This window comes from uncultured Caldilinea sp., from assembly GCF_937128415.1.
Lineage (GTDB): Bacteria > Chloroflexota > Anaerolineae > Caldilineales > Caldilineaceae > Caldilinea.
On sequence record NZ_CAKZMJ010000032.1, the window covers coordinates 61,147 to 80,328 of the forward strand.

General features: G+C 60.7%; 16 protein-coding genes and 1 pseudogene. 5 read left to right on the plus strand and 12 right to left on the minus strand.

Annotation, left to right across the window (positions count from 1 at the left end; translation table 11 throughout):
* The first annotated feature begins 1 nt into the window (after position 1).
* A complete protein-coding gene (locus Q0367_RS05105) occupies positions 2-1,012 on the plus strand; it encodes an ABC transporter ATP-binding protein (protein ID WP_297640114.1) in 1,011 nt (336 codons plus the stop codon).
* A complete protein-coding gene (locus Q0367_RS05110) occupies positions 1,002-1,814 on the plus strand; it encodes an ABC transporter ATP-binding protein (RefSeq protein ID WP_297640115.1) in 813 nt (270 codons plus the stop codon). Before Q0367_RS05105 ends, Q0367_RS05110 begins: the two co-directional genes overlap by 11 nt.
* Before the next feature lie 79 nt (positions 1,815-1,893).
* On the opposite strand, the gene Q0367_RS05115 is transcribed toward Q0367_RS05110, so the two are convergent.
* The 6 genes from Q0367_RS05115 to Q0367_RS05140 all read right to left on the minus strand — a co-directional run bounded on the left by Q0367_RS05115 (position 1,894) and on the right by Q0367_RS05140 (position 8,657).
* On the minus strand, positions 1,894-2,628 hold the full coding sequence (locus Q0367_RS05115; protein ID WP_297640116.1) for an ABC transporter ATP-binding protein: 735 nt from the start codon (positions 2,626-2,628) through the stop codon (positions 1,894-1,896).
* Complete coding sequence (locus Q0367_RS05120) at positions 2,625-3,512, minus strand: ABC transporter ATP-binding protein (RefSeq protein ID WP_297640117.1); 888 nt, start codon at positions 3,510-3,512, stop codon at positions 2,625-2,627. Before Q0367_RS05120 ends, Q0367_RS05115 begins: the two co-directional genes overlap by 4 nt.
* 4 nt (positions 3,513-3,516) lie before the next feature.
* Entirely contained in the window at positions 3,517-5,340 is a 1,824-nt protein-coding gene (locus tag Q0367_RS05125) for an ABC transporter permease (RefSeq protein ID WP_363325835.1), read from the minus strand.
* Between the two features lie 104 nt (positions 5,341-5,444).
* Complete coding sequence (locus Q0367_RS05130) at positions 5,445-6,479, minus strand: uroporphyrinogen decarboxylase family protein (RefSeq protein WP_298981150.1); 1,035 nt, start codon at positions 6,477-6,479, stop codon at positions 5,445-5,447.
* Between the two features lie 8 nt (positions 6,480-6,487).
* Entirely contained in the window at positions 6,488-7,345 is an 858-nt protein-coding gene (locus tag Q0367_RS05135; RefSeq protein WP_297640120.1) for a sulfurtransferase, read from the minus strand.
* 97 nt (positions 7,346-7,442) lie between these two features.
* Positions 7,443-8,657 carry an ABC transporter substrate-binding protein gene (locus Q0367_RS05140; RefSeq protein ID WP_298981152.1) on the minus strand — a complete coding sequence of 405 codons (1,215 nt, stop codon included), beginning with the start codon at positions 8,655-8,657 and terminating at the stop codon, positions 7,443-7,445.
* A gap of 831 nt (positions 8,658-9,488) precedes the next feature.
* On the opposite strand from Q0367_RS05140, the gene Q0367_RS05145 reads away from it, so the two are divergent.
* The 3 genes from Q0367_RS05145 (at position 9,489) to Q0367_RS05155 (ending at position 12,187) form a co-directional block, all read left to right on the plus strand.
* Positions 9,489-10,550 (plus strand): ABC transporter substrate-binding protein, encoded by a 1,062-nt coding sequence (locus Q0367_RS05145; protein WP_297640122.1) that lies wholly within the window; start codon positions 9,489-9,491, stop codon positions 10,548-10,550.
* A 69-nt stretch (positions 10,551-10,619) separates the two neighbouring features.
* Entirely contained in the window at positions 10,620-11,417 is a 798-nt protein-coding gene (locus Q0367_RS05150) for an ABC transporter ATP-binding protein (protein ID WP_297640123.1), read from the plus strand.
* A gap of 8 nt (positions 11,418-11,425) precedes the next feature.
* Positions 11,426-12,187: an ABC transporter permease gene (locus Q0367_RS05155; RefSeq protein WP_297640124.1), complete on the plus strand. Its 762-nt coding sequence runs from the start codon at positions 11,426-11,428 to the stop codon at positions 12,185-12,187.
* Positions 12,188-12,265: 78 nt separating this feature from the next.
* Here the strand turns inward: Q0367_RS05155 and Q0367_RS05160 are convergent, their stop codons facing one another.
* The 6 genes and pseudogenes from Q0367_RS05160 to Q0367_RS21035 form a co-directional block, all read right to left on the minus strand.
* Positions 12,266-13,036 (minus strand): ABC transporter ATP-binding protein, encoded by a 771-nt coding sequence (locus Q0367_RS05160; RefSeq protein ID WP_363325836.1) that lies wholly within the window; start codon positions 13,034-13,036, stop codon positions 12,266-12,268.
* Entirely contained in the window at positions 13,008-13,745 is a 738-nt protein-coding gene (locus Q0367_RS05165; RefSeq protein WP_297640126.1) for an ABC transporter ATP-binding protein, read from the minus strand. The genes Q0367_RS05160 and Q0367_RS05165 overlap by 29 nt, the downstream gene beginning before the upstream one ends.
* Entirely contained in the window at positions 13,738-16,116 is a 2,379-nt protein-coding gene (locus Q0367_RS05170) for an FtsX-like permease family protein (protein WP_298981154.1), read from the minus strand. Before Q0367_RS05170 ends, Q0367_RS05165 begins: the two co-directional genes overlap by 8 nt.
* Positions 16,117-16,495: 379 nt before the next feature.
* Positions 16,496-17,548, minus strand: coding sequence for an AIR synthase family protein (locus tag Q0367_RS05175; RefSeq protein WP_298981155.1), 1,053 nt, complete (start codon positions 17,546-17,548; stop codon positions 16,496-16,498).
* A gap of 102 nt (positions 17,549-17,650) precedes the next feature.
* The gene (locus tag Q0367_RS05180; protein WP_297640129.1) at positions 17,651-18,667 is read right to left on the minus strand and encodes a LysM peptidoglycan-binding domain-containing protein; all 1,017 of its coding nucleotides are present in this window, start codon (positions 18,665-18,667) and stop codon (positions 17,651-17,653) included.
* A gap of 72 nt (positions 18,668-18,739) precedes the next feature.
* Positions 18,740-18,997 (minus strand): annotated as a pseudogene (locus Q0367_RS21035) (LysM domain-containing protein); the annotation flags it as partial.
* Between the last annotated feature and the right edge of the window lie 185 nt (positions 18,998-19,182).

Consider the following 19,182-nt stretch of genomic DNA (forward strand, 5'->3'; position numbering starts at 1 on the left):
GATGGGAAGAGTCATGCTTGAGGTGCGCGACCTGAGCACCAAATATGTCACCCGTTACAAAGAAGATGTCTACGCGGTGGATCGCGTGTCGTTAAAGATCGAGGAAGGCAAGACACTGGGCATCGCCGGCGAGTCGGGCTGCGGCAAATCCACGCTGGCGTTGAGCCTGATGGGCTATTACTTTCCTCCTCTACATTATATCAGCGGCGAGATCATCATCGACGGTCAAAACATCACCGGCATGAAGCCGGATGAAGTGCGTAAGTCAATCCTTGGAAAGGAAATCGCCTATATTCCCCAGGCGGCGATGAATGCGCTCAATCCGACGCGCAAAGTGATTGACTTCATCGGAGACGTCATTCGCGCCCATGATCCGACCTGGACCAAGCAGATGATCTACGATCATGCTCGCGCGCTCTTCGAACGCTTAGGATTGCCGGCCGAAGTATTGCAGAAATATCCGGTGGAGTTGTCGGGCGGCATGAAACAGCGCACCGTGATCGCCGTGGCCGTCACTTTAACGCCGAAGGTGCTGATCGCCGACGAGCCCTCCTCGGCGTTGGACGTCACGTCGCAGAAGATGGTCATCAAGATGTTGCGCGACATGATGGAGAGCGGCTTCATCAAAGCGATGATCTTCATCACCCATGAGCTGCCGCTGCTATACAACGTCGCCGACGACATCATGGTGATGTATGCAGGCCAGATTGTGGAACGCGGCACGGCCAAACAGACTGTCTTCGATCCTCTCCATCCATACTCAAAAGGACTGATGGGCTCTATCCTTGTGCCGGAAAGCGGTCTGCGCAGCGCCAAGCTCACGGCTATCCCCGGCGCGCCGCCTAACCTCAAAAATCCACCCCCAGGATGTCGCTTCGCCGATCGTTGCAAATATGTAAAACCCGAATGCAGGGTGACGTCGGTGCCTTTGTACGAGGTGGGACATGGTCGAGCCTATCGGTGCATCTTACCAGAAGAGGAGCTAAGGAGGGCGTACGAGCATGGTGAATAAAGGGAATCCGTGCCTGAGTGGCAGAGGAGTAACCAAAATTTTCGGTTTTGGGCGCCATAAGACAATTGCAGTCGATCATGTTGATTTCGACTTTCACGAGGGGGAAATCGTCTCTATCGTCGGCGAGTCGGGCAGCGGCAAGACGACGCTGGCCAAAATGTTGCTAGGACTAATCAGCGTCACCGAAGGCGAAATTTATTTTCAAGGCAAAAAGCGCGATCTTAGCTCCGGCAGGAAAAAGCAAGAATACTGGCGCAACATCCAGGCCATTTTCCAAGACCCTTTTTCCTCCTACAATATTTTTCATAAGATCGACTCCGTGCTGCTCGACTGCATTCGCATGCGCGGGGGCGGCAACCTGCCCCGCGAAAAGAAAGTGGAAATGATGACGGAGGCGTGCAGCTTCGTCAACCTGAAGTTCGCCGAGTTGACCAATAAATACCCCTTTGAACTTTCAGGCGGGCAGATGCAGCGCCTGATGATCGCCCGCATTTTCCTGCTCAAACCCAAGATTCTGGTGGCGGACGAGCCGACCTCGATGATCGACGCCTGTTCGCGCGCCACGATTCTGGATTATTTGATGAAGCTGCGCAACGAAACGGGTATGACGCTCATCTTCATCACCCATGACATCGGCCTCGCCTATTATGTCTCGGACACGATCTATATCATGGAGCATGGGCGTTTCGTCGAGAGCGGCTCCGCCGACGACGTGATTTTGTATCCCAAGCACCCGTACACCCGCCGCTTGATCAGCGACGTGCCGAAGATTTACGAGGAGTGGGATCTTTCAACGGTGTAAACGTTGCGCCAACTTGCGGCTGACCTTGCGCCGAACCTGGTGCGCCCTGGAAATGACGCCTGCGCGCTTATCGCAGGCGTCATTGTTTCTCTCCCAAATAGGCGTCCTGAATCTCCGGATCGTTGAGAAGCGCCTGTGCGCTTCCTTCCATCACGATGCGCCCATTTTGCAGCACGTAGCCTCGATGCGCGATCTGCAGCGCCAGGTGGGCGTTTTGCTCGACCATGAAGATCGTGTATCCCTGCGCGTTGATCTGTTGGATCAACGCCAGCACCCGGTCGACATAGAGCGGCGAAAGCCCCATTGTCGGCTCGTCCATGCAGATCAGCCGTGGGCGCCCCATCAGCGCGCGTGCGATGGCCAGCATCTGTTGCTCGCCGCCGCTCAGCGTGCCGCCGCGCTGATGGAGTCGCTCCTTCAGCCGTGGGAAGAGCGCCAGCATCCGTTCGTAATCTTCGGCGATCGCCCGGCGATCCTTGCGATGATAGGCGCCCATCAACAGATTCTCGCGCACGGTCATCTGGGCGAAGATGCGCCGCGCTTCCGGCACGGAGCCAATGCCAAGGCGGACGATCTGCGGCGTCGGCAGACCGGTGATCGCACGTCCATCGAAGAGCACGGTTCCCCGCAGCGGCTGCACCAACCCAAGAATGACCTTCATAGTGGTGCTTTTGCCGCTGGCGTTGCCTCCTAACAGACAGACGATCTCGCCCGCATGCACGTGCAGATTCAGATCGAAGTGCACCTGAATCGGCCCGTATGCAGTGTCGATGTTCTTGAGCTGCAGCAGCGGCTGCCCATTTGACGCGTTCATATCGCCCCCTCGGAGAAGTCGGCGACGACCGCTCGGGGCGCATGGTTCGCTGCAACTTCGTCGGCGGCGACGCCCTCCCCCGTGCGGTGATGGCCGAGATAAGCTTCGATGACCCGCGGGTCGGAGCGCACGACCTCCGGAGCGCCTTCGGCGATGACGCGCCCCTCGTCCATCACTACGACTCGATCGGAGAGCTTCATCACCAGCGAAAGTTTGTGTTCAATCAACAAAATTGTCTGGCCGCGCGCCTTGAGCGTGTGTAGAAATTCGAGCATTTCCGCGGTCTCAGCCGGGTTCATGCCGGCGGTCGGTTCGTCGAGCAGGAGGAGCCGCGGCTTGAGCAACAAGGCGCGGGCAATCTCCACGCGGCGCCGATTGGCGTACGAAAGGCTGTACGCTGGCTGATGAAGCCTGGGGAGCAGCCGCTCGCCGAATTGCGCCAGGATCGTCTCCGCTTCTGCGCGCAAGATCTGCTCCTCCTGCCGCACGCTCGATGGCCAGAAAAGGCCATAAAACAATTCTCGCGCCAGATGGAGGAACGAAGAACGCGCCTGCGTCGCCCGGCGACGGCTGTGGGCGCCGAGCAGAACGTTGTCGAGCACGCTCAGGTTGCCAAAGACGCGGCCATGCTGAAAGGTGCGCGCAATGCCGCGACGGGCGTATGCGTCGGGAGGCAGGTCGATCAACGATTCGCCGTCGAAGCGAATGTCGCCTCCGTTGGGCCGGTCGAGGCCGGTGATCAGGTTAAAGAGCGTCGTCTTGCCTGCGCCGTTGGGGCCGATGACGCTGACGGTCTCTCCCTCGTCCATCTGAAACGAGACCTCGTTGACCGCCAGCACCCCGTCAAACGCACGCGAGACGCGTTGGATTTCGAGCAGCGCCATAGCTTCAGTCGGTTCCTAACAATCCTTGCGGTCGGAAACGGATCACCAACAGCAGGGTCAGGCCATAGACCAGGTAACGATAGTCGGCCAGCCCGCGAAAGACCTCCGGCAGCGCCGTCAATGTCACTGCGCCGACGATGGCGCCGAGCAGGTTGCCCATGCCGCCGAGGATCACCATCGTCAACGCCAGGATTGAGGTGGTGTTGGTGAACGTTTCATGGCTGATGTAGGTGTACATATGGCCGGTCACGGCGCCGCTGAGGCCCGCGATCCAGGCGGCGACGCCGAAGGCCAGCGTCTTGTAACGGTTCAGGTTGACGCCGAACGCCTGGGCGGCAATTTCGTCCTCGCGCAGCGACCGCCAGGTGCGTCCCAGCGGCGAGCGCACGAGTCGCCATTGCACCAGCGCCGCCAAACACAGCAACGCCAGCGAAAAATAATAGATTTCATGCGGTCGAATCATCTGCCAGCCCAGCAAGGAGGGCGGCGGCAGACCGGCGATCCCCATGGCGCCCTGGGTCAGCCCTTCCCAGTTGAGAATGACCTGATTGACGATCTCGCCGATGGCCAGGGTGGCGATGGCGATATAGGCGGCGCGCAGACGAAAGGCCGGAAAGACCAGCAGCGTGCCCAAAATGGCGCTGATGAAGGCAGCCGCAATCATGGAAAGTTCAAAAGGCCAGCCCAGCCGCAACACCAGCAACGCCGACGCATATGCGCCGATCGCCATGAAGCCGGCCTGCCCCAGCGAAGTTTGCCCTGCTGTGCCGGTCACCAGCGTCACGCTGAGCGCCACCATGCCCAAAAGCCAGGCGTTCGTGAGAATTTGCAAAAGATACGGATTGGGAACAAGGATCGGCAGAACGAATGCAACCCCGATCAGCGTTGCGATCAGCCACTTCGGCGTCGGGACGGGGCGCCCCTTGGCGATGAAGGTGCCGGTCAAAGGCTCCTGCGCCACGCGCGGCCTGAGGCTGAACAACCCATTGGGCCGCCACACCAGCACCGCGATCAGGATGACAAAGGCGAAGAGGTTGCGATACGTGGCGCCGAAGATCGCCACGCCGTAGCTCTCGATCAGCCCCAGGAGCAACCCGCCCAGCACGGCGCCCGGCACATTGCCCAAGCCCCCCAACACGACCGCAGCGAAGCCTTTAAACGTCGCCTGAAAGCTCATGGTGGGGTAGACGGTGTTAAAATACATGCCGACCAGCAAGCCGGCGATCCCACCCAGGGCTGCTGCGATGGCGAAGGTCATGCGGTTGACGGCATTGACGTTCACTCCCATCTGCAGCGCAGCCTCCCGATCCTGCGCCGTGGCGCGCAGCGCCCATCCCCAACGGGTGAAACGCAGAAAAGCGTAAAGCGTCAACGCAGTCGCAACGCCGACGCCGGCGATCAAAAGGTCGATTGCGCTGACCGTGACGCCGCCCACCTGGAAACGATGCTCGATCAGCGGGTTGGGAAAGGCGTGCGGGTTGCGCGAAAAAAGAAGCTGCACCGCCTGGTCGATCATAAAGCTCACCCCGATCGTCGCCAGCAGCGGCGCGATCGGCGGCGCGCCGCGTAAGGGGTAAAGGGCGAAGCGCTCGATCGCCATGCCCACCAGCGCGCAGACGAGCGCCACGACCACAAAGGCGACCGCCAGCGGAAGATTCCACCAGGTCATGCAGATCCAGCCCACGTAGGCGCCGACCATAAAGACGGAGCCGTGCGCGAAGTTGATCAGGTTGCCGACGCCGAAAATCAACGCCAGACCGACGGCGATGAAAGCGTAGATGTTGCCGATCACCAAGCCGTTGATGGTCTGATCGGAAAAAGTGCGCAGAAAGCTTTCCATAATAATCTATCTTGTTTTATGCAACCTATTCAAGGCGTTGCGCCGTCATCCACCTTCCAGGAAGCTCCTGGCTCCCTGGAAGGTGGATCGCTTTACACCGGCTCGACGCTGCGCCGCAGGGCGTGCAGGTTGGCGGGCGGAGCGTCCATCGCCACGCCGCAGCCCGGGGCGAGCAGGAAGCGCCCTCCTTTGCCGGCTTCGATGGCCGCACGCGCCTCCGCCATCACCTCCTCCGGCGAGCCGTGTTGCAACGCACCGGTCTCGTCGACGCCGCCGATGAGCGCTTTGTCGGTTTGACGCCGCGCCTCTGCGATCGTCGGATTGCGCTGATTGACGCTGGCCCAGTTGATGGCGTGCACCGGATAGTCTGCAACCAGGTCAAAGTAGACCGCCGGCCCGCAGACATGCAGCAGGTTAAAGGGGGCGCCCTGGACGGCGGTCAGCACCTTCAAGTCGTAGGGCTTGCCGAACTCTGCATATTCTTCGCGCGTGAGCACGCCTTCGCGCGCCAGTTTCACGATGGCGAAGAAGACGCCGCTGGCGCCCGCCTCGACCGCCGCAGCCGCATAGCGAGCCAGCGTCGCAGCGATGTTCTCCAGCGCCGCATGTACGCCCTGCGGATTTTCGTCGAGAAGGCGTCGAAGCCCCTCGTACTGGGCTTGCACGGCGGCGTCTTGCGTTTGCGTCTTTGGCCGCGCGGCCAGGAAGGCCAGCACCGAGAGCGGCGAGAAGACGGTCTGCACAAAATGCGCACCTTGAATGCCCTCTTTGATCAGGCGCACCAGTTCGAGATGTTCGGCGAAGACGCCGTCGACGCCGCTCAGCTCGCCGATCTTTTCCAGGTCCGCCGGTGTGTTAAGCGGCCCTTCGATAAACGCAGGGAACACGCCATCGTAGCGACCGAAGTCGTAGCGGTTGCCCCACGCCTCGGCGTAATAGGTGGCGCGCGGGTTCACTTTGAGCCAGTCCCAGTCGAACGTAAAGAAATCCTGCAACGACGCCTGGGCCAGGGTGGAAGGTTGGCGCTCCGCCGGGATGAAGTGCCGCCAGGCGGCGACGGGAGGACGATCCACCTCCTCCCCCCGCAGCGCCGCCTCCACGCGTTCGCGCTTGCTCAATCTGGCCATACCTATGCTCACTTCTCGATCGGCAGACGCACGGCGTTGCCCCACTCCGTCCAGGAGCCGTCGTAGTTGCGCACGTGTTGATAGCCGAGCAGCTTGCTGAGCACGAACCACGTGTGGCTGCTGCGCTCGCCGATGCGGCAGTAGGCGATGATGTCGTCGTCCGGCTTCAACCCCTGCTCCTGCTCGTAGATGGCGCGCAGCTCCTCTGCGCTCTTGAAGGTGCCGTCCGGATTGGCCGCCCGCGCCCACGGCACATTCTTCGCACCCGGGATGTGCCCGCCGCGCAGCGCGCCTTCCTGAGGATAGTCGGGCATGTGCAGCAGCTCGCCTTTGTATTCGCCCGGGCTGCGCACATCGACCAGCGGGCGGCCAGCCTGAATGTGGGCCAATACGTCGTCGCGGAAGGCGCGGATGGCTGCATCGTTGCGCTCCTGGGCGACGTACTTCGTGGGCGGATACGAAGGGACCTCGCGCGTCAGCGGACGTCCTTCCGCCACCCACTTGGCGCGACCGCCGTCCATGATCTTGGCGTTGGTGTGCCCGAACAATTGAAAGACCCAGTAGGCGTAGGTGGCCCACCAGTTGTTCTTGTCGCCGTAGAAGATGACGGTCGTGTCGTTGGCGATGCCCAGCCGCGACATCAACGCCTCGAACTGCTCCTTGTTGATGTAGTCGCGGATCACCGGGTCGTTGAGGTCGGTGTGCCAGTCCACTTTGACGGCGCCGGGAATGTGGCCGGTGTCATAGAGCAGAACGTCTTCGTTGCTCTCGACCAGCCGGATCGAGGGATCGTTGAGATGTTCGGCCACCCACTCGGTGCTGACCAGAACTTCTGGATGTGCATAGCCTTTGTTTTCGACGCTCATGATCTTTCCTCCTTGTCGTGAAACGAATGAACGAGCTGATTCGGTGAAACAGGGGACGCCGCATCATCGTCGGTGCGGCGCCCGGTGCTGACGTTGACTACTTTTTCTCCGGCTTTACGCCGTCCCACAGCACGAATTCGCCGTTGACGACTTGCAGGTTGACGAACTGTGGATTGACCACGCGGCGCGTTTCCGGGTCGAAGTTGGCTTTTTCGTAAATCACGCTCGGCACATCTTTGAGCTGATACAGCCCTTTCAACACGCCTTCGCGAGTCGGTCCGCCGAGCTCGATCGCCTGCGCAATCAGCTTCATCGTATCGTAGGCGTGGATTGCGAAGAAGTCCGGCGTTTCATTGTATTTGGCGACGTAGCGATCCACCACGTTCTTGACGTGGGGACGCGGGTCGGTGGGCAGGAACTGCCCCTGGATGTAGACGCCCTCGACCGCATCGCCGCCCAGTTTCAAGAAATCGGGGGACTGCAGCGAGCCAGCGCCGACGATGGGGACGTCAAGCCCCGCCTGTTTGATCTGCTGCGCGATCAGCGCGCCGTCGGCCTGATAGGAAATGAGCACCAGGCCGTTGGGATTGGCGTCGCGCGCGCGCGTCAACGCCGAGCGAAAGTCCTTTTCTTCGGGGAGATAGGCCTCCGCAGCCACGATCGTGGCGCCAAGCTCCTCGGCGCGCCGGGCGTAGAGATCGAAGGTGGACTTGCCCCAGTCGGTGTTGAGGTAAAAGACGGCCAGCCGATCCAGCCCCAGGTCGACTACGGTGTATTCCGCCAAAGCCGGCGCAGCTTGAGCCTGCGTCACCGAGTTGCTCCATGTATACTCGCCGCCGCCTTTGGTGAAATCGGGATGGGAATTGGTGAAGCCGAACTGCACCAGGCCGCCGCGCTGATAGATCGGCGAGGCCGCCATCGAGGCCGGGCTGGCGAAGTCGCCCAGCTCGACGATGATGCGCGGATCGGCGACGAACTTCTGCGCCACCACGACCGATTGCTTTGGATCGCTCTGGGAGTCTTCAAAGATGTAGGCGAGCGGCCGACCGTGGACGCCGCCTGCGCCGTTGATTTCTTCCAGCGCCAGGTCGAACCCTTTGATCCACTGTTCGCCGTAGCGCGCGTTGGGACCGGTCAGCGGGCCGCTCACGCCAATGTAGATGGGCTCGACGTTTTGCGAGGCGTCCGCCGACGCTCCGCCCGTCGCCTGCCCGACAGGTTGAACAGGCAGAGCGCAGCCGGCCAGTCCCATCAGCGCAATCAGAATGAACAAGGCGATCAATAGCCGGTGTTGTTGCAGGTGTGCTCTCATATCTCGTGATTCTTTCTTGACACAACAAAAGTCCCGTTCTTGTCTACATAGCGAATACACGCAGCGAAATGGAGTGTAGCAGGTCGATTCTGTCCTCTCTGTGATGACAATAACAACAAGCTTCCATAGGCTCCTCCTTTTTGTGCAATGAATTGATCGCGCACGATGACCCCAAAGTGCATCCGAATTGTGTCGGAAAACAAACGCCCCGGCTCGTTCTGAGGAGACCGGGGCGCTTCCAGCAAGCGATGAAACCAATAAAAAAACGCCCCGGCGGCGCCGAGGCGTCAGTCACAGGTAGCGACACACTTCACACTGACCGAGTGGTCTCCTCCACGGCGCGCGCAATAACACAACATGCACAACAACAACAGCAACATGTAAAGTGAGCGACTACGCCTAGAGAAACCATTGAACGCTAATCGTCCGTAGCTCGGATCAATCAAAGATTGGTTTGCGAATATATTCCATCTAAAAAATCGTTGTGGAGCGTATCAAAAGATTTTGCGTTTGTCAAAATGAACTCGGGCGTGAGGCGCAGACATCCGATGGGAAAGGCAGGCGCCGTTGAGTAAAATCTCACGAACCTCTTTCCTGATTCCAGTTGCAAAGGAGCGCTTCTCATGCAGAACAGCCTGTTTTGATCCAAAATAGAAGGCTCCCCCTTCCGAAAAAGTCTGTTTGCACGGATGTCCGCTCTATGTATAATCTCGAAATAACCGAATTGGGTAAGGCCATCCATCGAGTTCCCGTCTTTCACAGCGCGTTCATCAAACGACGAACCCTGCACCCACAATTCGACAAAGTTCCTGTCATGAAAGGAGGCGCTCCATGAAAAAACTCCATCCGGTGACGTTGTTCTTGCTTGCAGTTGTGTTAGGGATCTCAGCGTGCACCGCCTTGCCGGTCGATCAGGTTGCGGCGCCTGCAGCGAGGCCCAAGGTGACGCATATCCGTTTTTCTCTTGACTGGGCAATCGAAGGGCCCTCGTCTCCTTTCCTGGTGGCCCTAGAAAAAGGCTACTTTGCCGAGGAGGGGCTATCGGTCGTGATCGACCGCGGCACCGGCTCCGCCGGCACGGTCACCCGCATCGCCAGCGGCGCGTACGAGATGGGCTACGCCGACGTCAACGCCATGATCGAGTTCAACGTCAAAAACCCGGACAAGGCGTTGCTGGCGATCGCCATGGTCTACAACACGGCGCCGATGACCGTCTTCACGCTCAAGGACAAGGGCATCGAGACGCCGCAAGACCTGGTGGGCAAGAAGATCGGTGCGCCGGCGGGCGATGCAGGTCGGCGACTCTTTCCTCTCTTCGCCAAGCAGACCGGCTTTGACCCGGATTCGGTCGAGTGGGTGACGATGGAGCCGGCGCTGCGCGAGGTCTCGCTGGCCAAAGGCGAGGTGGACGCCATCACTGCGTTCTACGCCAGCGGCTGGTTCGGCCTTCTGCGCAACAACGTTCCGGCGGAAGACATTGTGGCCTTCATGTACAAGGACTACGGCCTGCCGCTCTACGGCAACGCGGTCATGGCTCCTCCGGAATATCTTGAGGCCAACGAGGAGGCGATCAAGGGCTTCCTGCGCGCGCTGACGCGCGGCTGGCAAGATACGCTGGCCGATCCGCCGGCCGCCATCGAGGCGATCAAACGACGCGAGCCGCTGGTGGACGCCGACATCGAACTCCAGCGGCTGCAGATGGTGATCGAACAGCACTTCCTGACCGACGAGGTGCGACAGAATGGCTTTGGCGCCGTCGATCCAGAGCGCCTCGCTACAGCCATCGACCTGGTGGTGGAAGGCTTCGAGCTGCCATCCACGCCTGCGCCAGAAGAGGTCTTCACCGACAAATATCTGCCGGCCAAAGAGCAGCGGATGCCGCCCGGCCAGTAATTCCCGCGCCGCTCGTTTTCAACCCCCGCCCCTCCTTCGCCGCAGGAGGGGCGGCTATTGACGATGCATATGAACACAGAGAGTCCGATTTGTGTAGAGCTGCGGGGCGTTTCGCTCAACTATGTCAGCAACGGCAGAAACGTCCACGCACTTCAGGATGTGACGCTTGCGATCCGGCAAGGGGAGTTCGTGGCGATTGTCGGCCCGAGCGGCTGCGGCAAGACCACGATCCTCAAGCTGGTGGCCGGCCTGCTGCCGCCCACGCAAGGGCAGGTGCTGATCGACGGCGCTCCGGTCAAAGGGCCGCAGAAGAACGTCGGCATGGCCTTTCAGAATCCGATCCTGCTGCCCTGGCGCACGGCGTTGGAAAATGTGCTGTTGCCGCTGGAGATCGTGCAGCCCCATCGTCAGGAGTTCGCGCGCAATCGGCGCAAATATGAAGAGCAGGCGTTGCATCTTCTGCACACCGTCGGGTTGGAGGGCTTCGCCGACAAGGCGCCCTACGAACTTTCCGGCGGAATGCAGCAGCGCGTCTCGCTCTGCCGGGCGCTGATCCATCAGCCGGAGATTTTGCTGCTGGATGAACCTTTCGCCGCGCTCGACGCCTTTACACGCGAGGAGCTGTGGGGCGTGCTGCAGACCTTATGGCAGGATCGCGGCTGCACCGTCATCCTGGTCACGCACGACCTGCGCGAGGCAGTCTTTCTGGCGAGCAAGGTCTATGTGATGAGCAAGCGACCGGGGAGATTGGTCCAGGAAGCGAGCGTCGATCTGCCGCGTCCGCGCACGCTGGAAAACACCTTTGAACCGGCGTTTGTGAATCTGGTGCATCATCTGTACACCTGCATCGGCGAGGTGCGTGCATGAGTGACAAAATGCGAAAACGATTGCTGGATGTGATCCCGCCCACCGTCACGATTATCCTCTTCTTCCTGATCTGGGAGGTGGGCTGTCTGGTCTTTGGGGTGGACGAATTTGTGCTGCCGCGGCCGAGCGTGGCGGTCGAAACCTATTTTCGCTGGCAGAGCGCCATCTGGCCCAACGCCTTGCAGACGCTTTACACGACGCTGGTCGGCTTCGGCCTGGCCATCGTGATGGGCGTGGCGCTCGGCGCCCTCATCGGCTACTCCGAGCTGCTGTACAAGGCGCTCTATCCACTGTTGATCGGCTTCAACTCGATCCCCAAGGCGGCGCTGGTGCCGGTCTTCGTGATCTGGTTCGGCGTCGGCACGATGCCCGCCATCCTGATCGCGTTTCTGATCGCTTTCTTTCCCATTGCGGTCAACGTGGGGACCGGCATCGCTACGGTTGAGCCGGAGATGCAGGATGTGCTGCGGTCGCTGGGCGGCAGCCGCTTCGACATGTTCCGTAAGATCGGTTTTCCGCGCGCCATGCCCTATTTCTTTGCCTCGCTCAAGGTGGCGGTGACGCTTTCCTTCGTCGGCTCGGTCATCGCCGAGCTAGGCGCTTCCAATCGCGGCATCGGCAACATGATGGTCATCGCCAGCTCGCGTTTCGAGGTGCCGCTGGTCTTCGCCGGGCTGTTGGTGGTCGCTGCGATGGGCGTAGCGCTCTACGCCGCCTTCGCCTTGCTTGAACGGCGCATGGTGCGCTGGGCCTATCGAGGACAGAACTGAGACGGTCATCCCGCAGCCGGTTGACAAAGATTGCAGCACGCGTCGATTGCGCTCGAAACTCGCCTTTGCAAACAAATCTCAGCGCCGCACTTCATCCACGATCAGCCCGTCGGCGATCGTCACCGTGCGTTGTGTGCGCCTTGCCAGCTCGTCGTCGTGGGTGACCATGACGATCGTCTTGCCCGCCTCCGCCAGCGAGACGAAGAGGTCGAAGACAATGGCGGCGTTGCGCGTGTCGAGGTTGCCGGTCGGCTCGTCGGCGACCACGATGGGCGGGTCGTTGGCGAGGGCGCGCGCAATCGCCGCGCGTTGCGCCTGGCCCACCGAAAGCGTGGCGGGGAACTTGTGTGCGTCGTCGGCCATGCCGACCTGCTCCAGCAGATGCATGGCGCGTGCGTAGCGTTCGCTCAGGCTATACATGCCCGCCAGGTCCATGGGAATCATCACATTTTCGACCACGGTGAGCGTGGGCAGCAACTGGAAAAACTGGAAGACGATGCCCATCGTGCGCCCGCGCCATTCGGCCATCTGGCCTTCGTTCAGGCGACGGATCGGCGTGTCGGCGACGATCACCTCGCCGTCCGTCGGATGATCGATGCCGGTGAACATGTTGATGAGCGTCGACTTGCCGCTGCCCGATTTTCCCACGATGGCCAGAAATTCCCCGCGCTCGACTTGCAGGTCGATGCCCTTGAGCGCCGTAAACGGCCCCGCTGGCGTCTCGTAAACCTTCACAACCTTGCGCAGGTCAATCATGGGGCGCACTGTGAGCCCGGCGTTGGTGTGAAAACCATTGGTCGGCTGCGCTGCAGCGACGCGTTCACGCTTCCATTTCAGCAACAAGCGTATGTCCCTCCTCAACCGATTTCAGACGCACATCCTCGACGATCAGGCCGTCTTCGATGCGCAGCACGCGCGAGACGCGCGACGCCAGCTCGCGGTCGTGCGTCGCCATGAAGATCGTCTTGCCCGCCGCCGCCAACTGCTGAAAGACCGCAAACACGGCGTCCGCCGTACGCGAGTCCAGGTTGCCGGTCGGCTCGTCGGCGGCGATGAAGGTCGGGTCGTTCGCCAGCGCCCGCGCGATGGCGACGCGCTGACGCTGCCCGCCGGAGACCGCCGAAGGCAGTTTGTCGGCGTGTTCGGCGATGCCCACCGCCGCCAGCAGATCGAGCGCTCGCGCATATTGTCGACGGGGCGAACCGTACAGGTTGGCGAAATCCATCGGCAGCATCACGTTCTGCGCGCAGGTGAGCATGGGCATCAACTGGAAGGATTGAAAGACTACGCCCACCTCGCGGCCGCGCCAGCGCGTCAACTGGCCTTCGCTCATGCGGTGAATCGCCTGTCCTCCGATCCAGATTTCGCCCTGCGTAGGCCGGTCGATGCCGGTGAGCATGTTGATCAGCGTCGACTTGCCGGCGCCGGAGCGTCCCAACAGCGCCACGAATTCGCCAGGCCAGATCTCGAGGTCGATGCCTTTGAGCGCGTAAAAGTCCCCTGCGGGCGTGCGGTAGGCCTTCTTCACCCCCTTGAGCACGATCAACGGTTCATTCATAGGCCAACACCTCGCGGATCGTCAAGCGCACAGCGTTGTAGGCCGGCCCCAGGCTGGCGGCGACGGCCAACACCAACAACACAAAAAACCACGCAATAGCGGCCGGCAGCGCGTAGGTGAACGACAACGGCGTGTCGAGCAGCGCTACGCCGATCTGCTCGCTCATCACCTGCGCCACCGGATAGGAAAGCGCAAAGCCGACAAGCCAACTCAACGTAGCGATCGCCAGCCCCTCCAGCAGCACGATGCGCCGCAGCGCCGCGTTAGAGGCGCCGATGGCACGCAGCACGCCGATCTCGCGGATGCGCTCCAACATGTTGATGCCCATGGTCGTCGAAAGCCCCAGGCTGCCAACCAGGCCGAGCAGCACTGCGTTCAAAATCAGGAAGCCCACGATCACGTCGAACATCAGCCCGTTCTGGGCGTTGAGCGTCTGCGTCGTGCGCGTCGAGCGCACTGCATAGCCCAGCTTCTCGAAGTGCTGAAGCAGCAGCGCCTCCATCGTCTTTTGGCTGAGCAGATCGTGCTCCTCCGTGATCACCTGAATGCTGTTGGCGCGATCGGGGCTGCGGTTTTCATAGCCGAAGACGCTTTGATGCATGTAAATTTTCGGCCCCTGCGCGTCCGAACCCACAATGCCGGCGACCAACCACTCCCGTTCGCGTCCGTTCATCTTGAGCGTGATGCGGTCGCCGACGCGCACGTCCGGCTCGTCCTGCGCCACCGTTGCATTGAGCACCACGACATACTCGTCGCCGGGCTGAAGCCAGCGCCCCACCTGCACGATCGGATCGACCATGTTCGACCCTTCAGGCAGCGCCACCACCTGATAGCGGTTGCTCTCCACTCCGTCGGGACGCACGCGCGTGGCGCCGCCCAGCGCCCAACTTTCGACGCCGACCACGCCGGGCGCAGCCAATGCCGCCGACTCCAGCCGCGCAATACGGTGCATCTCCTGAAACTGCACCTGCACGTCGTACTGGTGATAGCGCAGGAAATCCGCCTGCGTCGTGTTGACGGAGACGCGCACCGAGATCACGGCGATAAAGAGCGTCGTGCCGAGAGTCATCACGATCATCGTGCGCAGCAGCCGTCCCTTGTGGCGCAGCGTGTTGCGGATGGCAAGCAACAGCGGCCGTTGCAGCCAACGCTTCGGCAGAAGCGCCAACATTCGATCGAACAATCCGCCGCCGGTTGCGCCCGTCTGCATGTTCAGCTCGTTCAGCGCCGCATAGGTGGTGATGCGCGTCCCTTGCCAGACCGGATAGATCCCTGCGACCACCGGAATCAGCACGCCAATTGCCACCATCACCCCATAGACCCACAACGGCGCATCCAGACTATCCGGACGGAGGTTGACCAGGTCTTGAATCAGGTGCGTCATCAGATATTGCGCCGTCCACGTGGCCAGCGGGATGGCGATGGAGAAAGCGATCACGCCGAAGACGAGCACGAGCGAAAGATACATCGCCATCATTTGTCGGCGGCTGGCGCCGACGAGCTTCATGATGCCGATCTGATTCACCTGCTGGGCAATCAGCGCCGAGATGGTGTTAACGACCAGGAACGCCGACAGCAACAGAATCATCCAGCCGAAAAAGGAGAGGATCATCACCGCCGTGTTGACGATCGACTCGATGATGGACTTGCCCACGATCGTACGCCCCACGATCACGCGTCCGCTCCGCTCGATGCGCTCCTCGACGGCGTCTACGATGGCGCGCGCGTCGCCGGCCTCTGGCTCCAGGCGCAGCAGCAGCTCGGTGAAGAGGGCGCCGCCGCCCAGATACTCCATGCCGGCGGGCGTGACGGCGCCCACCGTAAAGTTGGTGATCTCCGGGCTGGGATAGCGCGGGTCGTGCATGGCGCCGGTGACGACAAAACGTTTCTGCGCGCCGTCCGGCAGCTCCACCACAATCGGATCGCCGATGGCGACGCCCAAATAGCGCAGGCCCATATGCTCCAGCGCAATCTCGTTTCTCTTGTCGGGCCAGCGTCCGGCGACGAGCGGATAGCTGTTGACGCGCATGGCGGCGAAATCGTGGACGGCGATGATCTCAATTGTGCGCCGCGTCTCCGCCCCGACCGGAACGCGCGCCCACAGCGACTGCCTTCCTTCCGCCGCCGCCACGCCCGCCAGTTGCTCGATGCGTTCGGCGAGTTTGTGGTCGAAAGGCTGCGTATAGACGATGGCGTCGGCCAGCCGGGCCTCCTCTCGGTCGCTGTGGAACTCGCGTAGCATCAGCGTCTGCGTCGCCATGATGGCGCCGACGGCGTATACGCCCACCGCCACCGCCAGCGACACGATCAACGTGCGCATGCGGTGGCTCCAAAGGTCGCTGATCACTTTGCGCCAACGAGGTCGAATCATCTTATTTGTTTATCGTTCCCTCTATCGAACTATCCTACATTCTGTCGCCTGGCATGCCTTATCCATCATGCCACATCTTGCTGCATTCGTAAGAGTTGCATCCCGCCAATGTAGCGCATTGAGAAGCGAATTTGCCGTGGTGAACCTTCCAGGATTGAAGACTCTGACTTCAACAGGAAGCTATTGGCGGCGAAGAATACGTTTTGTGAAGAATTGCGAGAGCTTCATTTGTTCGAGTTAATGAAGGGACGCCACAGCGCAGCGCAAATCGTAGATGCTTAAAGCGCTGTGGCGCGTGACCTGTTGGAGGCTCAGCGGCGCGAACTTGGCATTGTGGTAGAAGAAATTTTATGCATGAAACTGTGGGCGCAAAAAAGAATCAATCCGGCGCCCATAATTTTGTAATTTCATCCACCGTAAATGTGGGGAAGGGCGTACGTCGATGACCCACGACTGCCCAACACCCTTCGTTGGCGGGAAGGATGCGACCGATCACCCTGGCAGGGCGCCCCATGCTCTCCCACAGATGAAGCAGAGGCTCAACGCAGGATGGAGACGCCGTCGCCAGCAAAGCGCCTGAGGCCAGCGTCCCCAGCGGATCAAGGCCGAATGCGGCGCACAATCGTCGGCTCAACTCAGACACCGGTACTTGATCCAGGTCGATTTCCACACCCACTTCAGAGGCCATCGCCAGCTCGAGGACGCCGGTGGCCAGCCCTCCTTCGGTCGGGTCGTGCATGGCGGTGACCAGGCCGGCGCGGGCGGCGGCGAGCGCCGGCTCGAGCACGCTGATGCCCGGCTCGAAAAGATAATTGGCCGCCTCGTCCAACTCCGCTGGGCTCCATCCCTCCACCAGCAGATAGCTGCGCATTTCACGCGCAATAATGCTCGTCCCCTCGATCGGCACGCACCCGACGAGCAGCACCAGGTCGCCGGGCCGGCTGCCTCCGCTGCGCACAAAATGCGAACGCTCCACCTCTCCAAGCATAGCTCCGGCGACCACCGGCTGACTCACCGTCGGGGTCACTTCACTGTGGCCGCCCGCCACCACGACGTTCAGCCTCTGGCAGGCCCGCCCGATCTGTTCAAAAATGGCGTTTGCCATCTCAAGATCGGCGCTTTCGGCGGGTAGCAAGACGGTCGGCAAAAAGAAGCGAGGCGTGGCCCCTGTCACGGCCAGGTCATTGGCGCAGATGTTGACAGCGTAGTATCCGATCTGATCGGTTGCAAAGGTGATGGGGTCGCTTTTGACCACCAGCAGTCGGTCGCTGGCCGGATCGAAATCGATGACGGCTGCGTCTTCGCCGACAATCGGACCGAGCAACAGCTGAGGATCCTGAGTAGGCAGCGTGCGCAACAATTCAGCCAACATCGCGTGGGGCAATTTGCCTGCTCTCAATTTGGGTGAAGCGTCGAGGAAGGTTGTTTCCACAGCCAGGTTGCCTTTCCAGGTGACCGATTGTCAGAAGTGACCGATTGTCAGAAAATTTGTTGTCAGGAAGGATAGCGCTTTTCGGGTGATTCCATTGACTTGTCAATTGAGCACGTGCACCGGCATGCCGATGTAGGCCATGCGGAAAAGGATCGACGCCTCCAGGTCGCCGAGCATGGCGCAGCCAAAGGTGGCGGGTTGCCCGATCAGCCCCGACCAGATTTTCTTGCCCGTTTGCCAGGAGACCGGCAGGCCATGGATGCCGTTTTCGTAGGGGCCAACGTCGTAGATGCCCAGCCAGTAGGGCATGTCGAGCTTCCACACCTTGCTTTTGGCATTGAGAATCTTGGACTGCACGGCGTAGTTGCCCGGCTTGGTGCGTCGTTCACCGGCGCCGGTGCTACAAGGCCATGCATAAACGACCCGCTCGCCCTGGTACACCCAACATTGCTGCCGACTGATGCTGACCACAAACCGCGTGCCCGACATCGGCACCGGCGGAAAAACTTGATCGATGGGCGGCGGGCCATAGGGAATTTTGATCTGCATATTGTTGTAGACCGTTTCGGCGTCGGGCAGGTTGTTATATGTCTGAATGGCCAGCATCGTCGTGTTCAAGTTGCGAGCGATTGTCGACATTGTATCGCCGGGCTGCACGGTGTAGTAAAAAAAGCCATTGCGCGGGGGGCCGATCTGCCGAGAGGCGCCGCCGTGCTCGCGACTGTCGCCAGGAATGATCAGCAGTTGGCCGACATAAACCGTGTTGGGGTCGGCGATGCGATTGACCTGCAGAAGGGCAGCCAGCGTCACGCCATAGTCGGCGGCAATTTTGCTGAGCGTCTCCCCCGCTTGCACGCGATGCTCGCGGTCCGGCGTGCGCGGTCGAAGCTCTTCGCCGGTGGCGGGCAACAGCAGCTGCTGACCGGCGCGTAATGAGACATTGACCGATGGGAGCCGGTTAAGACGCCGCAGCGCGTCGGCGTCGACGCCAAAACGCAAGGCGATCAGGCTGAGCGTGTCGCCGGTTCGCACCTGATAGGTGCGGTTCAAGGTGGCGATGGCGCTTCCGCTCCGCTCGACGGCGACTTCCGAGGGATTCTCGCCGGATGTGGTTTCCACCCCGCCATTTGCTTCTTCTATGACATCCTCATCTACTGACTGAGCAGAGTGCGCTGAGATGGGGATAATCAATTGTTGTCCGCTAAAAATTCTGTCGGCCTCCGAGATTTGATTCGCCTGCATCAGGGCCTCAAGAGCGACGCCGTAGCGGGCGGCGATCTGCGTCAGCGTTTCCCCTGGCTGGACGATATGGACTGGAGATTGAGCAAAAAGCGGCGCTGCGTCCACGGCCAGACTGAGCGCCAACAAGAAAGAGAGCAAAGCGATTAGGGCATATAGACGAGAGCGCAACCAGCGCTGAGGGTGAAAAGCGAGCGACCAGGTGAACATAGGCGCCTCACAGCACGGAGCAACAGAAAGTTTAGCAATTGTTCTTGCCGTGAGGGTACTCAGAATCTAAAGATGTGTCAAACCGGAACGGAGAATGAAAAGGGGTGAAAAACATCAACAGAGTATGTTGGCGATGGCCTACTCTCACACAGGCCGAGGCCTGCACTACCATGGGCGCTGGCGGG

What these genes read in the sequence shown, in the direction of transcription:
- Q0367_RS05140 (WP_298981152.1), bottom strand. Translation starts at nt 8,657, where the DNA reads ATGAGAGCACACCTGCAACAACACCGGCTATTGATCGCCTTGTTCATT.
- Q0367_RS05120 (WP_297640117.1), bottom strand. Translation starts at nt 3,512, where the DNA reads ATGGCGCTGCTCGAAATCCAACGCGTCTCGCGTGCGTTTGACGGGGTG.
- Q0367_RS05105 (WP_297640114.1), top strand. Translation starts at nt 2, where the DNA reads ATGGGAAGAGTCATGCTTGAGGTGCGCGACCTGAGCACCAAATATGTC.
- Q0367_RS05165 (WP_297640126.1), bottom strand. Translation starts at nt 13,745, where the DNA reads ATGAATGAACCGTTGATCGTGCTCAAGGGGGTGAAGAAGGCCTACCGC.
- Q0367_RS05155 (WP_297640124.1), top strand. Translation starts at nt 11,426, where the DNA reads ATGCGAAAACGATTGCTGGATGTGATCCCGCCCACCGTCACGATTATC.
- Q0367_RS05145 (WP_297640122.1), top strand. Translation starts at nt 9,489, where the DNA reads ATGAAAAAACTCCATCCGGTGACGTTGTTCTTGCTTGCAGTTGTGTTA.
- Q0367_RS05135 (WP_297640120.1), bottom strand. Translation starts at nt 7,345, where the DNA reads ATGAGCGTCGAAAACAAAGGCTATGCACATCCAGAAGTTCTGGTCAGC.
- Q0367_RS05130 (WP_298981150.1), bottom strand. Translation starts at nt 6,479, where the DNA reads ATGGCCAGATTGAGCAAGCGCGAACGCGTGGAGGCGGCGCTGCGGGGG.
- Q0367_RS05170 (WP_298981154.1), bottom strand. Translation starts at nt 16,116, where the DNA reads ATGATTCGACCTCGTTGGCGCAAAGTGATCAGCGACCTTTGGAGCCAC.
- Q0367_RS05110 (WP_297640115.1), top strand. Translation starts at nt 1,002, where the DNA reads ATGGTGAATAAAGGGAATCCGTGCCTGAGTGGCAGAGGAGTAACCAAA.
- Q0367_RS05150 (WP_297640123.1), top strand. Translation starts at nt 10,620, where the DNA reads ATGAACACAGAGAGTCCGATTTGTGTAGAGCTGCGGGGCGTTTCGCTC.
- Q0367_RS05115 (WP_297640116.1), bottom strand. Translation starts at nt 2,628, where the DNA reads ATGAACGCGTCAAATGGGCAGCCGCTGCTGCAGCTCAAGAACATCGAC.